15 protein-coding genes are annotated in these 16,648 nt (G+C 49.2%); 11 read left to right on the forward strand and 4 right to left on the reverse strand.

The features are described 5' to 3' along the window. From HUU58_05565 to HUU58_05605, 9 genes are all read left to right on the forward strand, one after another. The coding region (locus tag HUU58_05565) for a single-stranded DNA-binding protein (GenBank protein ID NUN45132.1) at positions 1–205 on the forward strand (205 nt) is incomplete at its 5' end. Between the two features lie 167 nt (positions 206–372). Next, positions 373–1,446 carry a recombinase RecA gene (gene recA, locus HUU58_05570; protein ID NUN45133.1) on the forward strand — a complete coding sequence of 358 codons (1,074 nt, stop codon included), beginning with the start codon at positions 373–375 and terminating at the stop codon, positions 1,444–1,446. A gap of 26 nt (positions 1,447–1,472) precedes the next feature. Beyond that, entirely contained in the window at positions 1,473–1,922 is a 450-nt protein-coding gene (locus tag HUU58_05575; protein ID NUN45134.1) for a single-stranded DNA-binding protein, read from the forward strand. 468 nt (positions 1,923–2,390) lie between these two features. Further along, positions 2,391–3,773 (forward strand): lysine-sensitive aspartokinase 3, encoded by a 1,383-nt coding sequence (gene lysC, locus HUU58_05580; protein NUN45135.1) that lies wholly within the window; start codon positions 2,391–2,393, stop codon positions 3,771–3,773. Then, positions 3,755–4,450: a hypothetical protein gene (locus tag HUU58_05585; GenBank protein NUN45136.1), complete on the forward strand. Its 696-nt coding sequence runs from the start codon at positions 3,755–3,757 to the stop codon at positions 4,448–4,450. The genes lysC and HUU58_05585 overlap by 19 nt, the downstream gene beginning before the upstream one ends. Before the next feature lie 12 nt (positions 4,451–4,462). After that, positions 4,463–5,344 (forward strand): 4-hydroxy-tetrahydrodipicolinate synthase, encoded by an 882-nt coding sequence (locus tag HUU58_05590; protein ID NUN45137.1) that lies wholly within the window; start codon positions 4,463–4,465, stop codon positions 5,342–5,344. After that, positions 5,323–6,105 (forward strand): 2,3,4,5-tetrahydropyridine-2,6-dicarboxylate N-succinyltransferase, encoded by a 783-nt coding sequence (locus tag HUU58_05595; GenBank protein ID NUN45138.1) that lies wholly within the window; start codon positions 5,323–5,325, stop codon positions 6,103–6,105. The genes HUU58_05590 and HUU58_05595 overlap by 22 nt, the downstream gene beginning before the upstream one ends. After that, positions 6,102–7,307, forward strand: coding sequence for a PLP-dependent decarboxylase (locus HUU58_05600; GenBank protein NUN45139.1), 1,206 nt, complete (start codon positions 6,102–6,104; stop codon positions 7,305–7,307). Before HUU58_05595 ends, HUU58_05600 begins: the two co-directional genes overlap by 4 nt. A gap of 1 nt (position 7,308) precedes the next feature. Further along, on the forward strand, positions 7,309–8,415 hold the full coding sequence (locus tag HUU58_05605) for a succinylglutamate desuccinylase/aspartoacylase family protein (GenBank protein ID NUN45140.1): 1,107 nt from the start codon (positions 7,309–7,311) through the stop codon (positions 8,413–8,415). A gap of 94 nt (positions 8,416–8,509) precedes the next feature. Here the strand turns inward: HUU58_05605 and rny are convergent, their stop codons facing one another. The 4 genes from rny to HUU58_05625 form a co-directional block, all read right to left on the reverse strand. Further along, positions 8,510–10,072, reverse strand: a complete 1,563-nt coding sequence (gene rny, locus HUU58_05610) for a ribonuclease Y (GenBank protein NUN45141.1) — start codon at positions 10,070–10,072, stop codon at positions 8,510–8,512. A gap of 97 nt (positions 10,073–10,169) precedes the next feature. Next, the gene (locus tag HUU58_05615; GenBank protein ID NUN45142.1) at positions 10,170–10,529 is read right to left on the reverse strand and encodes a cell division protein ZapA; all 360 of its coding nucleotides are present in this window, start codon (positions 10,527–10,529) and stop codon (positions 10,170–10,172) included. Positions 10,530–10,542: 13 nt separating this feature from the next. Next, the gene (locus HUU58_05620) at positions 10,543–10,989 is read right to left on the reverse strand and encodes a hypothetical protein (GenBank protein ID NUN45143.1); all 447 of its coding nucleotides are present in this window, start codon (positions 10,987–10,989) and stop codon (positions 10,543–10,545) included. 15 nt (positions 10,990–11,004) lie between these two features. Then, a complete protein-coding gene (locus HUU58_05625) occupies positions 11,005–13,413 on the reverse strand; it encodes a phenylalanine--tRNA ligase subunit beta (GenBank protein NUN45144.1) in 2,409 nt (802 codons plus the stop codon). Between the two features lie 99 nt (positions 13,414–13,512). On the opposite strand from HUU58_05625, the gene HUU58_05630 reads away from it, so the two are divergent. Together HUU58_05630 and tkt are read left to right on the forward strand one after the other, a co-directional pair. Continuing rightward, the gene (locus HUU58_05630) at positions 13,513–14,316 is read left to right on the forward strand and encodes a polyphosphate kinase 2 family protein (GenBank protein ID NUN45145.1); all 804 of its coding nucleotides are present in this window, start codon (positions 13,513–13,515) and stop codon (positions 14,314–14,316) included. A gap of 136 nt (positions 14,317–14,452) precedes the next feature. Beyond that, entirely contained in the window at positions 14,453–16,603 is a 2,151-nt protein-coding gene (gene tkt / locus HUU58_05635) for a transketolase (protein ID NUN45146.1), read from the forward strand. Positions 16,604–16,648: the final 45 nt, after the last annotated feature.

Below are 16,648 nucleotides of genomic sequence, written 5' to 3' on the forward strand. Positions count from 1 at the left end.
CGGCCAGTATTTGAAAAAAGGGTCTCTGGTATGCGTGGAGGGTCCGATGAAAACACGTCGGTGGGATGACAAGAGCGGGGGTAAACATGCGTTGACGGAAGTCGTCGCCGAAACGATGCAGATGCTGGGGCATAAGAACGCCAAGCCGTCGGAGTCGGAAGGTGTACAGGAAGAAATGGAAATTCTTGCCGAAGCCACCGCATGACATCCGTTTTGTGCACGCCAGAGCTTGTCGGTATCTATGAACCGGCAAGCTTTGACTGTACGATGTTTTGCACGGAATTTTATTTGCACGTAAAAAAGCGTTTTTATACTTTGCGCACGTAAATAACAAAGCACAACTACAGACACACACGAAACAAGGAGCTTAGGATGGCAGACGAAATGGTATTGTCGGACAAAGACAAAAAAGCCGCGTTGGACCGCACGCTGACAGACATTGTCAAAGAATACGGTAAGGGATCTATCATGAAACTGGGCGAGCGCACGGCCATGCAGGTCGAGGTGTTTTCCACCGGTTCCATTTCGATCGATGCCGCACTGGGCGTCGGCGGTATTCCCCGCGGACGTATTACGGAAATTTACGGGCCGGAATCTTCCGGTAAAACCACTCTGTCGCTGCATGTCATAGCCGAAGCGCAAAAAGTCGGCGGCGTGGCAGCATTTATCGACGCCGAGCACGCACTCGATGCGATATATGCCAAGCGCCTTGGTGTGGATATTGATAATCTTTTGGTCTCTCAGCCCGATAACGGCGAACAAGCTCTGGAAATTACCGAACGTCTGGTTCGCAGCAATGCCGTCGATGTGATCGTGATTGACTCCGTTGCCGCCCTTGTTCCCCGCAGTGAAATTGACGGCGAAATGGGCGATGCGACCATGGGTGTGCAGGCGCGCCTCATGAGCCAGGCCATGCGTAAACTGACCGGCGCGGTGAGCAAATCCAAAACCTGCGTTATTTTTATCAATCAGGTGCGCGATAAGATCGGCGTCATGTTCGGCAATCCCGAAACGACGACCGGCGGACGGGCCTTGAAGTTTTATACATCCATTCGTGTGGACATTCGTCGCATCGGACAGATCAAAGCCGGTGAAAATCTTGTCGGTAACCGCACCAAAGTCAAAGTGGTGAAAAACAAGCTGGCGCCGCCTTTCAAAGAAGTCGAAGTGGATCTGATGTATGGTACCGGCATATCGCGCGAAGGCGATTTGGTGGACCTGGCGTCCACGATGAATATCGTCCAAAAAAGCGGAACATGGTTTTCTTTTGAAGATGAAAAAATCGGCCAAGGCCGCGAAAATGCGAAACAATATCTGACCGATAATCCGGTCATTTTGAAAAAAATCGAAACCCGCGTGCGTCAGGAATTGGGTATCGCACCGGCGGCGACGGAAAAAGAATCGCCGAAGCCTGCGCCGACCGCATCCGAAAAAAAATCAAAATAAAACGATAGAAGAGTAAGGATATACTTATGTCAAAAGGAACACTCAATAAAGTCATCATCATCGGCCGTCTGGGCGGTGATCCGGAACTGCGATATACACCGAGCGGTGCGCCGGTTGCGACGTTTAATGTCGCTACCAACGAATCCTACAAAGATAAAGAAGGTAAGCTGATCGAATCCACGGATTGGCATCGGATCGTGGCGTGGAATAAATTGGCCGAAATTTGCGGCCAATATCTTAAAAAAGGTTCGCTCGTTTACGTGGAAGGTAAGATCAAGACACGTTCGTATGACGACAAAGACGGTCAGAAAAAATATGTAACGGAAATTCGTGCCGATAACATGCAAATGCTGGGCGCTAAGATGGACGGAGGCCGCGGCGAAGCGTCGCTTCCGCATCCGGCCGATATGGGCGGAGGTATGGATCATGCCGCCGATGCGGGAGGCTCCTCGGGCAGTGATGATTTACCGTTTTAGTTATACGCATAGGCCGTAGATATACAAAGGCTGCACAGGTGGTGCAGCCTTTTTTTTATGCATAAATTTTTTCGATCGGCAAAAAAAGGTTTTTTGTTTTAGGTTAATTCGTTTCAAAAATTCGGCACATCGTTTTTCCCGTTGCATTTCTTTTTTTTCGTTCTATCTTACCAATGTATCACATATTTCGGAAGAGGAGCGTCTACAAAAAAATTCATTGCGAGTGCATCCGGCACGCTAGAGCAGTGAATGGCGGTGATAGACGCCGAAACAACGGATCTGGAAAATCGGTTGTTGGTTGCGGAGGTTAAACCCACGTGACTGTCATGATGCATGAAGCGCTTCCGGAATTGACGTCGCGATCTGCATTAAGGCCTTCCTTAAGCTCAATCCCGTACAATTCCCGTATCATGACTCTTCCTTACCGTTTGTAAGGAATTTTTTATTTATAACCTGAGGAATGGAGTCATGAACGATCTCATTATCGCCAAATTTGGCGGTACCAGTATGGGCACAGCCGAAGCGATGCGCCAAAGCGCGCGTATCGTTATTGCCGATAACCGCATACGTGTCGTCGTGGTGAGCGCCACATCCGGTACGACGAACGCGCTGCTCAAAGTATATCACGATCTATGCGCATGCGACACGGTGTCGGCGGATCAGGCGTTTAAAAAAATTGAAGACCGGCATCGCACGATGTGCCATGCACTGGAACTTGATTCTTCTGCAGTAGATGAATTGATCGTTGCCGCACAAAATCACATGTCGTTATTTTCTGCATCGGAAAATCGCGAAGTATGGCTCGATGCATGGCTTTCATTCGGTGAGCGCTTGGCCTCGCGTATATTTGGCAAAATGCTCTTTCATCTCAAAAATAATGTCACGGAAGCCGATGCCCGATCATTTATTATTACCGATGAGGTGTTTGGCAAAGCCGAGCCGCAACCGGATCGTATAAAAACTGCGTGCCTGAAAAAATTGCTCCCACTGTGCAGTGAACAGATTATTGTGACCCAAGGTTTTATCGGTGCAACGACCGACGGCCGTACGACCACACTGGGGCGCGGCGGTAGCGATTATAGCGCGGCATTATTGGGAGAGGCGCTCTCGGCTAAAGAAGTTTTGATTTGGACGGACGTACCGGGGATTTTTACGATGGATCCCAATTTGGTGCCGGCTGCGCAAACTATTCCTAAAATCAGTTTTTCGGAAGCCGCTGAATTGGCCAATTTTGGCGCTAAAGTTTTACATCCGGCAACGCTGTGGCCCGCTATTCGCAAAGGCATTCATGTGTTTGTGGGTTCGACATTTGAACCCGAAGCCGGCGGAACGTGGATCGAACCGGATGTCAATGATAAGCCGTTGGTACGTGCCATCGCGATGCGCAAGCATCAGACGCTTATAACGGTGAGCAGTTTGCGCATGCTCAATACGCACGGTTTTCTTGCCAAAATGTTCGGCGTGCTGGCCGATCATAAACTCAGCGTTGATCTTGTGACGACCAGCGAAGTCAGCGTGGCGCTTACGATAGACGGCACGAGCCTGGGTTCGTCCGGTGAAAAAATTTCCGAAAAACAAGAGTTGCTCCAGGATCTTCGCCGGTTTGCGGATGTCGCGATCGAGGAAAACCTGACGCTGATCGCACTGGTCGGAAACAATCTGCAACAAACACCCGGTATTGCGGCGCGCACCTTTGACGCGATCGCCGGTCTTAATGTGCGTTTGATTTGTCAGGGTGCGAGTTCTTATAACATGTGCTTTCTGATGCATCAGTCGGATGCGCCACAAGCCGTTAGCGCACTTCACCGTGCGTTTATCGAAAGTGAGGTCGTATGCCTAAAATCAGCCTGATCGGAAACGGGAAAACCGGCGGCGCCGTGGAACGCTTATTGCCTCCGGATGAAATCGCGGCGGTTTTTAATTCCAAAAATCCACCGACGGTTGAGGCGTTGAAAAATTCGGACGTGGCGATCGTTTTTGTGCCCGGTCATGTGTTGAATGACCTGGTACCGGTACTCATTCAGTCCGCCGTTCCCGTCGTGTGTGGCAGCACCGGATTTGAATGGACAATGGACGTGCGGCGCGCTGTAGAAAACAGCGGCGCCACTTGGATAACGGCGAGCAATTTTAGTATGGGTATGCAATGGATGTTTCGTATGGCGCGCGAATTCAGACGCCTTGAAAGCCAATGGGCCGGATCGGAAGCGGAGATATTTGAAGTGCATCACATACATAAAAAAGACAAACCCAGCGGCAGTGCGCTCAGTATCCGGCAGCATTACGGAAAACAAATACCCATTCACAGCGATCGTACGGGTGACGTTGTCGGATTTCATTCGCTTGTGTTGGCTACCGCATCGGAAAAACTTATGCTCTCACATCATGTCGAAGACCGATCCGTATTTGCGCGCGGTGCGATATGGACGGCCCAAAAGCTCATCGAAAAACGATCCCGGCCGCAGGATTATCCCAGCGGTATTTTTCCTCTGGAAGATGTGTTTGAAACCTGGCTAAACGAAGGACAATAAGCTATGAAAAATCTGCAATCGGTTACACTATGGACAGCGATCGTGACGCCGTTTTTGGATAACGGAAAAATTGATTTTTTATCCTTTGAACGGTTATTACGTCGTCAAGAAGCCGCCGGAAACGGTGTGGTGATACTCGGAAGTACGGGCGAGGGCCTGGCGTTAAACGATGATGAAAAAAGGGAAGTGGTCCGCTTCACCGGAACTTGCAAACTCCATGTCCCGGTTATGGTCGGCGTCGGCGGATTCAATTTGGACGCCACCCAGCGGTGGATTGAAGAGAATAATCAGCACGCATTTATCCATGCGTATTTATTGGTCACGCCGCTCTACGCGAAACCCGGTGCACGGGGCCAATGTAGTTGGTTTGCTGCGCTGCTCGAGGCCTCTCAAAAACCGTGTATGTTATACAATGTGCCATCCCGGACAGGCGTGAAGTTGCATACGTCCGTCCTGCGTGAACTTAAGGATCATTCGCGATTTTGGGCAGTGAAAGAGGCGAGCGGGAGCGTTACCGAATTTCAGGATTACCGTGAAGCCGCACCGGGTGTTGCATTCTTTAGCGGGGACGACGGCTTAACACCTTTTTTTGCATCGGCCGGAGCCATGGGGCTGGTCTCTGTGATGAGCAATGTGTGGCCGGAAGCGTCCGCCGAATTTGTTTACCGTTGTGTGAACCGCGATACCGGCGTATTATTACCGACATGGCGTACGGCTTCCGATGCGATGTTTTTGGCCAGTAATCCTGTACCGGCTAAAGCTTTATTGCACGAATTAGGGTTGATCACTTCGGCGTATGTGCGACCGCCGCTTTCTATGGAAGATTTACCGGATCGAAATAAATTAATCATGGCGGACAGTCTAGTGCAACGATGGATGGAGCAATACGGATGAAAAACGATTGGAAAAAAATATTAGAACAACTGGAGCGCGGAGAGATACGGGCCGCGACGTATGATAACGGTTTTTGGCGGGCTAATGTTGCCGTCAAAGAAGCCATACTATCCGCTTTTCGCGAAGGTAAACTGATCGCCATGAATCGTCCCACCTACGGACGCTATGGCGGATTTGTGGATAAAGATTCGATGATTCCCCGAAGCTTTCAGCCGAAACAAAAAATAAGACTCGTGCCCGGCGGTTCATCCGTACGACGCGGCGCTTATGTGGCACCCGGTGTTGTGATTATGCCGCCGTCGTATATCAATGTCGGCGCATATATAGACGAACAAACGATGGTGGACAGTCATGTGTTGGTCGGTTCGTGTGCGCAGGTCGGAAAACGTGTACATCTGAGTGCCGGTGTACAAATCGGCGGCGTATTGGAGCCGGTCGGCAGCGCTCCCGTGGTGATCGAAGACGATGCCTTTGTGGGTGCGGACGCGGTGATCGTAGAGGGTATATGTGTCGGTACCGGAGCCGTGATCGCACCCGGTGTGGTCCTTTCGCGCGGTGTCACGGTGTACGACGCCGTACATGAAAAAGAATTGGGACGTGGCGCCAGAATTCCCGATTTGGCCGTCGTCGTACCCGGTACGCGCCCGCTGGCATCGACCTGGGCCAAAGAACGCGGTCTCGCAACGGCTTGTGCGATCATCGTCAAATACCGCGATGCGAAAAGCAACGCCGCGTTACAACTGGAAGAGGCGTTGCGATGAAGGCATTGACGGCGCATCACCTTACACTGTTACAAGAGGCCGCCGACCGGGTGCGAAAACCTTTTTTTGCCTACGATCTGGATGGTTTACGATCGCATGCTATGACGTTACGCTCGGAAGGCGTTCGCCTGTGGTACGCTTGTAAAGCCAATCCGCTTTCGGCCATTCTGCGAACAATGGGTGCGTGTTCTTTTTCGGCGGACGCCGCCAGCCTCGGCGAATTACGGCAAATCCTAAGATATTCGGGCATCGCACCAAAAAACATATTACTTACCGGCCCGGCTAAAGACGAAGCCTTCGTCACGGAAGCGTTAAATGCCGGCGTTTGTACGATCATCGTAGAGAGCGTGCACCAACTTGAAATGCTGCAGCAGCTTGCATCAACGACCCACAAGCCTATTCAGGTTCTTCTTCGCCTTCAATTAGACTGGGACGAAAAGAGCGCGAGCGTGCTTGGAGGCAGCGCCATCACCCCGTTTGGATTACCGCCAGAGGTTTGGCAATCGGTGTCGTGGAAATCGTTTCCTCATTGCAATGTGTTAGGTTGTCATGTTTTCCAATGGAGCAATATTGGCGACATAGAAAAACTCAATTTTTTTTGGCATCGTATTGCCGTCGAATCTAAGCGCTTGATGCAACATATCGGCAAACCTTTGGAGGTGCTTGACCTTGGGGGTGGACTCGGCGTACCGTATCATGCCGATGCGCGCGAATTGCGATGGATTGAAGTGGATGACGCGTTGCAAAAAATTCGCAAGCAATATGAAATACCTTCGATTTGGTTAGAACTCGGACGTTATGCCGTAGGCGGTTTCGGAAATTATCTTACACGTGTGATGGATCGTAAGCAGGTACGCGGCACGGAGCTTCTGATTTTAGAAGGCGGTGTCAATCACATCGCCCGTCCGGCCCTCACGCATGCCTCGTTTCCTGTACACACTCTGAAGCCTTCGTCTGCGAAAACCCAATCTTTCAAACTGCACGGCCCCTTATGTACGGCCTTGGATGATCTGGGTTTGCATGATTTGCCTGAAGATATACAACGCGGCGATTGGCTTGTGTTTCGCCAATGCGGTGCATACGGCTTTACGGAAAGTATGCCGTACTTTTTGTGCCACGATATTCCTGCAGAGATCATTATAGAAAACAATCAATACGCCGTGGTGCGCGAAAGCGTGCCGGCTGAAAATTGGCTGAAGTAAAATGAAAAACTATACGCACACCACGATACCGGTACGGACTTTGGCATCAGGTCAAATTCTGAATATAGATGTCTTTCGTTTTGAAGGTGATCCGTCTGTGCCGTCGGCATATATACAATCCGGCATGCACGGTGCGGAATTACAAGGTACCGCCGTGATTGATTTTTTAATTCGTTTTTTTACAGATCACCCGCCCAAAGGCACGGTGACACTTGTCCCGGCGGCCAACCCTTATGCACTAAATAATAAAACCGGAGAATATACGCAGGGAAGATTTGATCCGACGTATGGCGATAATTGGAATCGCCTTTATTGGGATGCTTTGAATAATGAAGACGGCATAGACATAGAAAACTTGGTTAAAACCATTCGCAGCGATGCACAAAATAGTATTCAAAAAATTTTACGACATGAGCTGACCCGTAAACTGGAACAGCAACTGCAGAAGCCGCTTACGGAAATGGGTTATGGCCGCAAACTGGCGTTGACTTTACAACGTATGGCTGTCGAGGCGGATAGTGTGCTTGACCTTCATTGCGCTTCGCATTCGGTACGCCATGTGTATGCGCCGGAGTATGCGCGTCAAACCGTGAGGTATTTGAATATTCCGTATGTTTTATTTATTCCCAATCTTTTTGCCGGTGCAATGGATGAAGCGGTATTTTGCCCTTGGTGGACATTAAGTCAAAAGCTAAGTGTGCCGTGCCCCGTTGAAGCCTATACGATCGAACTCGGCAATCAGGAAGCTTACTCCGCAAAAGATGCGCGCGGCGATGCGATGGGTATTATTAATTATTTAGTGCACAGGGGAACATGCGACCCGATAAAACCAAAAGGCCGTGATAGCGCGGAGTCCCTATTCGCATGCCGTTTACAAGACTATAAAACTATCTATAGCCCGACCGGAGGATTGTGTGAATTTAGTACGGTTACCGGTGGGATCGTTCCGGCACAGGAGCCGCTGGCGGTTATACTCACTAAAGCGGGGAATGAAAAAATATCGGTGGCATTACCCTATGATTGTATTCCGATCGTGCAATATTCATCCGCGGCTTTGCATCAAGGGGTCGAATTGCTCAAAGTATTTTCGAAATGGGAAGTAATGTGAATTCGGGCAACAATAAAAATCCCTCATGAAACAAGGATGATTGGCATGCCTTGATACCGATGAGGGATATAATCTTTTAAATTGTCAGAGAATACTATTTTGCAATATCCACGGCACGGTATTCGCGAATCACCGTGATTTTGATCTGTCCGGGATATTCCATTTCGGTTTCGATACGTTGTGCGATATCGTCGGCCGTTTGAATAGCGCGGTTATCGTCGAGTGTCGCATAATCAACCATCACACGTATTTCCCGCCCGGCCTGAACGACAAACGCTTCGCGTACGCCGTTGAAGCTCATCGCAATTTGTTCCAATTTATTGAGGCGCTTCAGATAATTATTCAGCACTTCTTTTTGTGCGCCCGGACGTTCTTTGCTCAGCATATTCGCCGTGTACAAAATCACGTTGATAGGGTGGGCGATCATCGGGTCGTCATGATGAAATAAAATGGCATTTTGAACGACGGCGTTTTCACCGAATTTACGTGCCAATTCGGCGCCCACGACGGCATGCGGTTGATCGGAGCGGTCGGCGGCAAATCCGATATCATGCAGTATCGCAGCGCGTTTGGCAAGTTGTGCGTCAAAACCTAATTCGGATGCGATCATACCGGCAATGGCGGCCGTTTCCATACTATGTTGCAGGAGATTCTGTCCGTACTGATGACGGTATTTGAGTTTGCCGAGCAGTTTGACTATTTCGACATGGGCGCCGTGTATACCGACTTCAAAAAGCGCCTGTTCTCCGGTATTCATGATATGTTCATCGAAATCCCGTCTGGCTTTTTCGTACACATCTTCGATACGACCCGGATGAATACGTCCGTCCGTGATCAGTGCTTCCAACGTTTTTCGTGCGATTTCACGACGGATCGGATCAAATCCCGAAATCATGATCGTATTGGGCGTATCGTCAATCATGATCTCGCAACCCGTAATGGATTCGAAGGCACGGATATTACGCCCTTCACGCCCGATGATACGGCCTTTCATTTCATTACTCGGCAGTTTAAATGCAGTAACCGTGCTTTCAGTCACGTGATGCATGGCCGTACGTTGTACGGCTTGCAACATGATATTTTTGATCTGATCTTTGGCCTGTATTTGCGCTTGTTCTTTGATATTGCGAATGGATTTGGCCGCATCTTCTTTGGCCTTTTCCAGCATATTGGCCATCAGCACCTGTTTGGCCTCTTCCGTCGTCATGCGTGCGATGGTTTCCAGTTTATCGTTCTGGTTTTTGATCATCGCTTCAAGTTGTTCGGTTTTTTTGGTGACTTCTTGAAGTTTTGTCTGCACTTGTTGTTGTTTCTGATCGACGTCTTTTTCTTTACGCGTCAGCAAATCTCCTTTTTGCTCTACGGCACGTTCGCGCTTGAGTAATTCATCTTGCTGGTTTTTGATCTGAATGCGCGTGCTTTTGGTTTGCTCGTCAAACTCATGGCGTTTTTTATACCATTCATCGCTGACTTCGATGAGCTTTTCTTTTTTGAGATTTTCCGCATCGGACTGGGCCGTTTTGCGAATTTGCTGGGCTTCTTCATCGGCTTCGCGAATGCGTTTGGCTACGGCGATTTTAGTCGCGTACACTTGCCCAAAAAGAAAGGCCGCTACGGCGGATACCAGCGCTGCTAAAATAAAAATAGCAATTTCCATGATTGTCTTGATCTAACTCCGTTGATCTATAAAAAAACCCTGTGACCTTCGGGCGCTGTGCGCCAAAGGACAACAGGGGATAATGTCAGAGTGAAGACTATTTCTGCGAAAAAAGATTGATTTCTTCGGCAGCCGATTGTTCGTTAGCCTCAGGTGTCAGGTCCAGCGTTTCGGGCAGGGGGGCCTGCGTCAGCATGTCCAGCATTTTCTGAGCCTTGTTTTCCATCGTTTCAATCGTCTTCGTTTGATCGGCGCTGGTTTTGAAAAACTCGTCCGTAATATTCAGCGCCGCAAGGATCGCCACTTTGAGCGGGGATTTGATCGCACCGCTTTTGTTGATCTCTTTCATCTTTTGGTCTACATAATCGGCAATTGCGCGAATGTGATCGGCGTTATCATCGCCTTTGATCACATATTCGCTGCCGTAGATGTTGACTTTGACGGAACTCTTATCCACTGTTATCGCAAAATTAAATAATTTTTTCCAACTCGTTTATTTTATTCAAAACACTTTCTAATTGCACCCGCATGCGCGTTCTGAATTCGGGATCCAGCATCGCTTTAGGTTCAGAACGTATTTCCACGGTCTGTGCCGGGGACTCACTGCCGCGTTTTAGTTCATCGGCCTCACGGCGAAGGGCGTTATACGCATCCTGCAATTCCTGATACGCCGCATCTTTGGTCTTGATCAGGTTTTGTTGCCGCCGGACGATTTTTTCTTTGTCGTCGAGTTCACGCTGTTTTTCGGCAACGGCTTCCGTCACCTGATGGTCCGCTTGCTGCGTGATCTCCTGCAAACGTCCGATCTCCGCATACGCATCATGCAGATCCTGTAGCAATTTTTTTAACCGGATTTCCACCAAATCAAGGGAGCCGGCACTGCGTGTACGTGAATGTTTTTCGGATGCTCGCGCCAATTTTGTTATTACCTGTTATCGCAGTTTTGCGCCAAATTGATTTTCGACATACGCGATGATGGATTGCATCGTCGCATCGATCTCATCCTCCGTCAGAGTACGTTCGACGGATTCGAATCGCAACGCAAACGCGAGGCTTTTTTGACCTTGTGTTACCTGATTGCCGTGATACACATCAAATACTTCCAAGTTGGTCAAATGCGCACCGGCCTTGGACCGTATGGCATTCTGTATCACGCCGGCCTGCATTTTTTCATCCACGATCAAGGCCAAGTCGCGGCGAATAAATGGAAATCTGGAAATCAGATCAAATGTTTTTCTGAATTTTCCGATACGTCGTAAAACATCGTAATCTATTTCGAAAGCCCAAACGGTCGTGTCAATATCCAATGCCCGTAAGACCGCATTCTGTATACGTCCAAAGCGACCAAGTGTTAATACCTGAGAATCCGAAGCAAGACAGGATATGGAAACCGAATTGGGCGCAAATACGAAAGAATGATAAGGATTATACTGTAGCGAATCAAGCCAAAACTTCCCCATAATCCGATCGACAATGCCCTTAAGATCATAATAATCTACGGCACGGGGTTTGGTTGCCCAGTGGGTAGGGGCGCTTTGGCCGACGATACAACCGGCCAATACGTTACGTTCCGCCGGCAGTGGATCGCCCTCGTTGCGGTACGTCCGCCCGATTTCATAGATCTGCATGCTGTCGTTTTTACGAAATAGATTACCGCGTACGACTTCCAGCAAACTCGGCAGCATGGAAATGCGCATGACGGACATGTCTTCGCTGATGGGGTTCATCAGGCGCACAAAATACTTTTCACCCTCCGGTTCGACGGCCATCTGCGATGACGGATGTACCATGGCATTGGTATATACTTCCGATAAACCGGCTTCACGTAAAGCGGCGCGGGTTTGGTGCATCATTTTTTCGCCGGAAGGCGGTTCGTGATGATAGTGTCCGTAGGCGCCGGTACTGGGACGGATGCGATCAAAACCGTAAATGCGGGCCACTTCATCAATCAGATTTTCCTCGATTTCGATATCTACGCGATGCGATGGCGCGGTGACGATAAATGAACCGTCGCCGTTATTGATGACGCCAAAGCCAAGGCGCGTAAGAATATCCGCGATATCGTTGTCGGGGATTTCTTGACCGATAAGGCGCGTAACCGATGCCGAGCGCAATGTGATCACCGCCGGTTTGGTTATTGAAAAGTTAACATCCAATACACCGGCGAGAATTTCGCCCCCGGCCAGTTCATGCATCAGTTGTGCGGCGCGCTGGATGGCGTAGATCACGCCTTCGGGGTTGATGCCCCGGCCAAAACGATTGGATGCTTCCGACATGATGCCGAGATGTTTGGATGAGCGGCGAATTCGTTTTCCGTCAAAATGGGCCGATTCGAGGAGAACATTTTTGGTCGAATCCGAAATTTCCGAATTTTTTCCGCCCATGATACCGCCGATAGCGATCATTTTTTCGCCGTCGCAGATCATCACTGTTTCATCATTGAGTGTGTGCGACTTATCATCCAGCGTTTGAAACGTATCGCCTTTGCGGGATTTACGCACGATGATTTTGTGGCCGGCCAGATGATCGTAGTCGAAAGCGTGCAGCGGTTGGCCGCATTCCAGCATGACAAAATTGGTAATGTCCACGATGTTGTTGATCGAACGAATACCTACGGCTTCGAGTCGTTTGACCAGCCAATCCGGCGAGGGGCCGATCGTGACGTTGCGTATGACGCGGCCGGCATAGCGTGTGCAGCCTTCGCGATCTTCGATAGCGATAGACGCATGCGCTTCGGCTTTTTCCGAGGATTCGATGACACGCACGTCGGGCATACGGATGGTCGTATTTTCGATCATGGCGATCTCGCGTGCCATGCCGAGCATATGGAGGCAATCGGGACGATTGCTGGTCACATCAATATCCAGTACGACTTCGCCGCTTCCGATAAACGCAGCAAACGATTGACCTAAGGTATGCGGCGTTGTAGAATCAAGTTCCCAAATGCCGGGCGACTTGCCGGTTTCAAATCCCAATTCGCTTTTGGAGCAAATCATACCGCAGGATTCTTCGCCGCGAATTTTTGCTTTTTTGATTTCAAAATTTCCCGGCATCATCGTGCCGATCGTAGCGATGGGGGCCAATTGGCCGGCTTTGACGTTGGGCGCTCCGCAGACGATGTTCAGTATGTCCGTGCCGACATCTACCTTGGTGAGAGACAGTTTATCGGCATTGGGATGCTTGGTTACTTCGAGCACTTTACCGAGGACCACACCTTTGAAAGGATCATTTTCCAAAATGGCTTCGACATTAAGTCCATTCATCGTAAGACGATGGGCCAGCTCTTGCGGGGACAACTTGATATCAACATAATCCTTGATCCAAGTCAGGGAAATCTTCATGAAAACTCCGTATATTGAAACGTGATCGTATATTTGCGTAGTGCAAGAATATGACCTAAATGTATTTTAATCAAGGGTTTTTAACCTGAGGAGCGTGTCATGATCAAGAAATTTATGGTGCCCGAAGATAAAAAAATTTCACTCAAGGACTATGATCCGGATGAAACCCTCGGTTACGAAAACGATGATTCCGTCAAGGAAGAGTTTAAAAAGCTCAATCTGAAGATGATTGATCTGCAAGAACTCTTATATGCCGAAAAAGAAAAATCACTTCTGATCATATTGCAGGCCATGGATGCCGGCGGTAAAGATGGTACGATCAAACACGTGATGCGCGGACTCAATCCGCAAAGTTGCGTGGTGCATAGCTTCAAAGGCCCGAGCGAAGAAGAACGTTCGCATGATTTTTTATGGCGTATTCACCAAAAAGTGCCGGCGAAGGGGTATGTATGTATTTTTAACCGGTCGCATTACGAAGATGTGCTTGTGACGCGCGTTCACGGATGGATCAATGATAAAACAGCAAAACAGCGGTTTAATCAAATCAACGAATTTGAAGAGTTGCAGGCGGAAAACGGTGTCACGATCATCAAATTCTTTCTGCATATTTCCAAAGAAGAGCAGCGCAAGCGTCTCCAGGAACGGTTGGACGATAAATCCAAACATTGGAAGTTTTCAGCCAACGATCTCAAAGAACGTGCGATGTGGGGACAATACATGGATGCATTCGAAGATGTATTTAACCACACCAGTAAAAAACATGCGCCGTGGTATGTGATTCCTTCCAATAAAAAATGGTTTCGTAATTTGGCTACGGCCAATATACTGGTAGATACGCTCAAATCCCTTGATATGAAGTATCCCAAACCCAAGCAGGATTTTTCAAATCTTGTGATCGAATAAAATTAGTTTGATTTTTTTTCACAAATCCCCGGCCATAAACCGGGGATTTGTGTTATAAAATATTCCGTTGATCTATCGCAACGGATAGTGTAACTTTGGGGCGTCCTTTCAATCATACCTTTGGGAGAAAAACTTCATGGCTCCGAATACCCTTGAATCGCTGTGTATTAATACCATTCGTACACTGTCTATGGATGCGGTACAGCAGGCCAATTCCGGCCATCCCGGAACACCGATGGCTCTGGCGCCGATCGCGTTTACGCTGTATGATAAATTTATGAAACACAATCCGGGCAATCCGCATTGGCCCAACCGGGATCGTTTTATTTTATCGGCAGGGCATGCATCCATGCTGCTTTACAGTACACTGCACATCAACGGGTATGGTATTTCGCTGGACGATATCAAACAGTTTAGACAACTGCATTCCAAGTGTGCGGGGCATCCCGAATACGGTCTGGCTCCGGGCATCGAAACGACAACGGGGCCTTTGGGAACGGGCGTGGCGAATTCGGTCGGTTTTGCCATCGCTGAAAAATGGTTGGCGCAATATTTCAATCGCCCCGGCCATGAAATTTTGAATTACAGCATTTTTGCCGTGGCCGGTGACGGATGTATGATGGAAGGCATTTCCGGCGAAGCCGCATCGCTGGCAGGCCACCTCGGATTGGATAATCTCATTTGGATCTATGATAACAATAAAATTACGATCGAAGGTTCGACATCGCTGGCGTTCAGCGAAGATGTGATGAAACGTTTTGAAGCGTACGGTTGGTTTGTGCAACATATCACCGATGCCAATGATACCAACGCGTTATCGTCCGCCATCGAGCGCGCTCAGCAAACCAAAGGTAAACCGTCGTTTATCATGGTGGATAGTCACATCGGATACGGTGCACCGCACAAACAGGATTCGCACTCGGCACACGGTGAACCGCTCGGCGAAGAGGAGATTAAAGCGACGAAACAGGTTTACGGTTGGGATCCCGAAAAAAAATTCTTTGTGCCGGATGACGTAAAAGCATACAGCCAATTTGCCGTAGAAAAAGGTTCGCAACACGAGCAGGAATGGCAGAAAAAATTTGAAGTTTACCGCACTGCGTTTCCGGATCTGGCCAAACAATTTGAGTTAATTCAGAAACGGGAATTACCCGAAGGTTGGGATGCCGATCTGCCGGTATTTCCGGTCGACGCCAAAGGCGTTGCGGGGCGTGATGCCGGAGGTCAGTTGATCAATGCCTTAGCGGCCAAAATACCCTGGCTTGTCGGTGGCGCCGCGGATCTTGCTCCCTCTACGAAAACTCTGATCAAAGGCGCAAAAAGTTTTAGTCGTGACAATCGCGACGGTCGAAATTTTCACTTTGGTATTCGTGAACATGCCATGGGCGCTATCGTCAACGGCATGACACTCAGCGGGTTGCATGCGTACGGTTCGGGTTTTCTGATTTTTTCGGATTATATGCGACCCACATTTCGGTTGGCGGCGCTGATGCAACAGCCGTCGTTGTTTGTTTTCACGCATGACAGTATCGGTGTCGGTGAAGACGGCCCGACCCACCAACCGATCGAACAAGTCGGCTCGTTGCGCGCTATTCCTAATCTTGAGGTGATCCGCCCGGCGGATGCCAATGAGGTGGCGGAAGCATGGAAATATATGATGCGACTTAAGGATAAACCGGCGGCTCTGATTTTGACACGCCAGGCTTTACCGACGATGGATCGCACTAAATACGCGCCGGCTTCCGGTGCGCAACGCGGCGGATACATTTTAGCCGACTGCAAAGGTAAACCGGATATCATTCTGATCGGTACGGGTTCCGAGGTACAACTGTGTATCGGGGCCTATGAAAAACTGACGGCGGAGGGTTATAAATGCCGCGTGGTGAGCCTGCCGTGCTGGAGTTTATTTGAACGTCAAGGCAAGGCGTACTGGGAAAAAGTACTGCCGAGCGATGTGCGTTGCCGCATAGCCGTTGAGGCCGCAGCCAGCTTCGGATGGCGGCGTTATACGGGTATCGAAGCCGATGGCGGTATCATCGCCATGCGCAGTTTTGGCGAATCCGCTCCGATCAAAGCGTTGTTAGAAGAGTTCGGTTTTACTACGGAAGCGGTGGTGAAACTAGCCAAACAGAAACTGAAACAATTTGGGAAAGCCGCGCCTAAAAAAACAGTAAGCGCTAAAAACAAACCTGCTAAAAAAGCCAAGAGCAAGCCGAAGTCTAAAAGCACGAACAAAAAAACGGTATCAAAGAAGAAGCAAACAAGCGGAAAAAGGAAACGCAAATAAACGATTACATTCGTATAACAAAAAAGGCTTCGGTGTTTAACCGAA

It is taken from the genome of bacterium (assembly GCA_013360215.1).
In the GTDB taxonomy this organism is placed as follows: Bacteria; CLD3; CLD3; order SB21; family SB21; genus JABWCP01.

Coding starts and splice junctions, on each gene's coding strand:
- recA (NUN45133.1), top strand. CDS start 373: ATGGCAGACGAAATGGTATTGTCGGACAAAGACAAAAAAGCCGCGTTG.
- HUU58_05575 (NUN45134.1), top strand. CDS start 1,473: ATGTCAAAAGGAACACTCAATAAAGTCATCATCATCGGCCGTCTGGGC.
- lysC (NUN45135.1), top strand. CDS start 2,391: ATGAACGATCTCATTATCGCCAAATTTGGCGGTACCAGTATGGGCACA.
- HUU58_05585 (NUN45136.1), top strand. CDS start 3,755: ATGCCTAAAATCAGCCTGATCGGAAACGGGAAAACCGGCGGCGCCGTG.
- HUU58_05595 (NUN45138.1), top strand. CDS start 5,323: ATGGATGGAGCAATACGGATGAAAAACGATTGGAAAAAAATATTAGAA.
- HUU58_05600 (NUN45139.1), top strand. CDS start 6,102: ATGAAGGCATTGACGGCGCATCACCTTACACTGTTACAAGAGGCCGCC.
- HUU58_05605 (NUN45140.1), top strand. CDS start 7,309: ATGAAAAACTATACGCACACCACGATACCGGTACGGACTTTGGCATCA.
- rny (NUN45141.1), bottom strand. CDS start 10,072: ATGGAAATTGCTATTTTTATTTTAGCAGCGCTGGTATCCGCCGTAGCG.
- HUU58_05625 (NUN45144.1), bottom strand. CDS start 13,413: ATGAAGATTTCCCTGACTTGGATCAAGGATTATGTTGATATCAAGTTG.
- HUU58_05630 (NUN45145.1), top strand. CDS start 13,513: ATGATCAAGAAATTTATGGTGCCCGAAGATAAAAAAATTTCACTCAAG.
- tkt (NUN45146.1), top strand. CDS start 14,453: ATGGCTCCGAATACCCTTGAATCGCTGTGTATTAATACCATTCGTACA.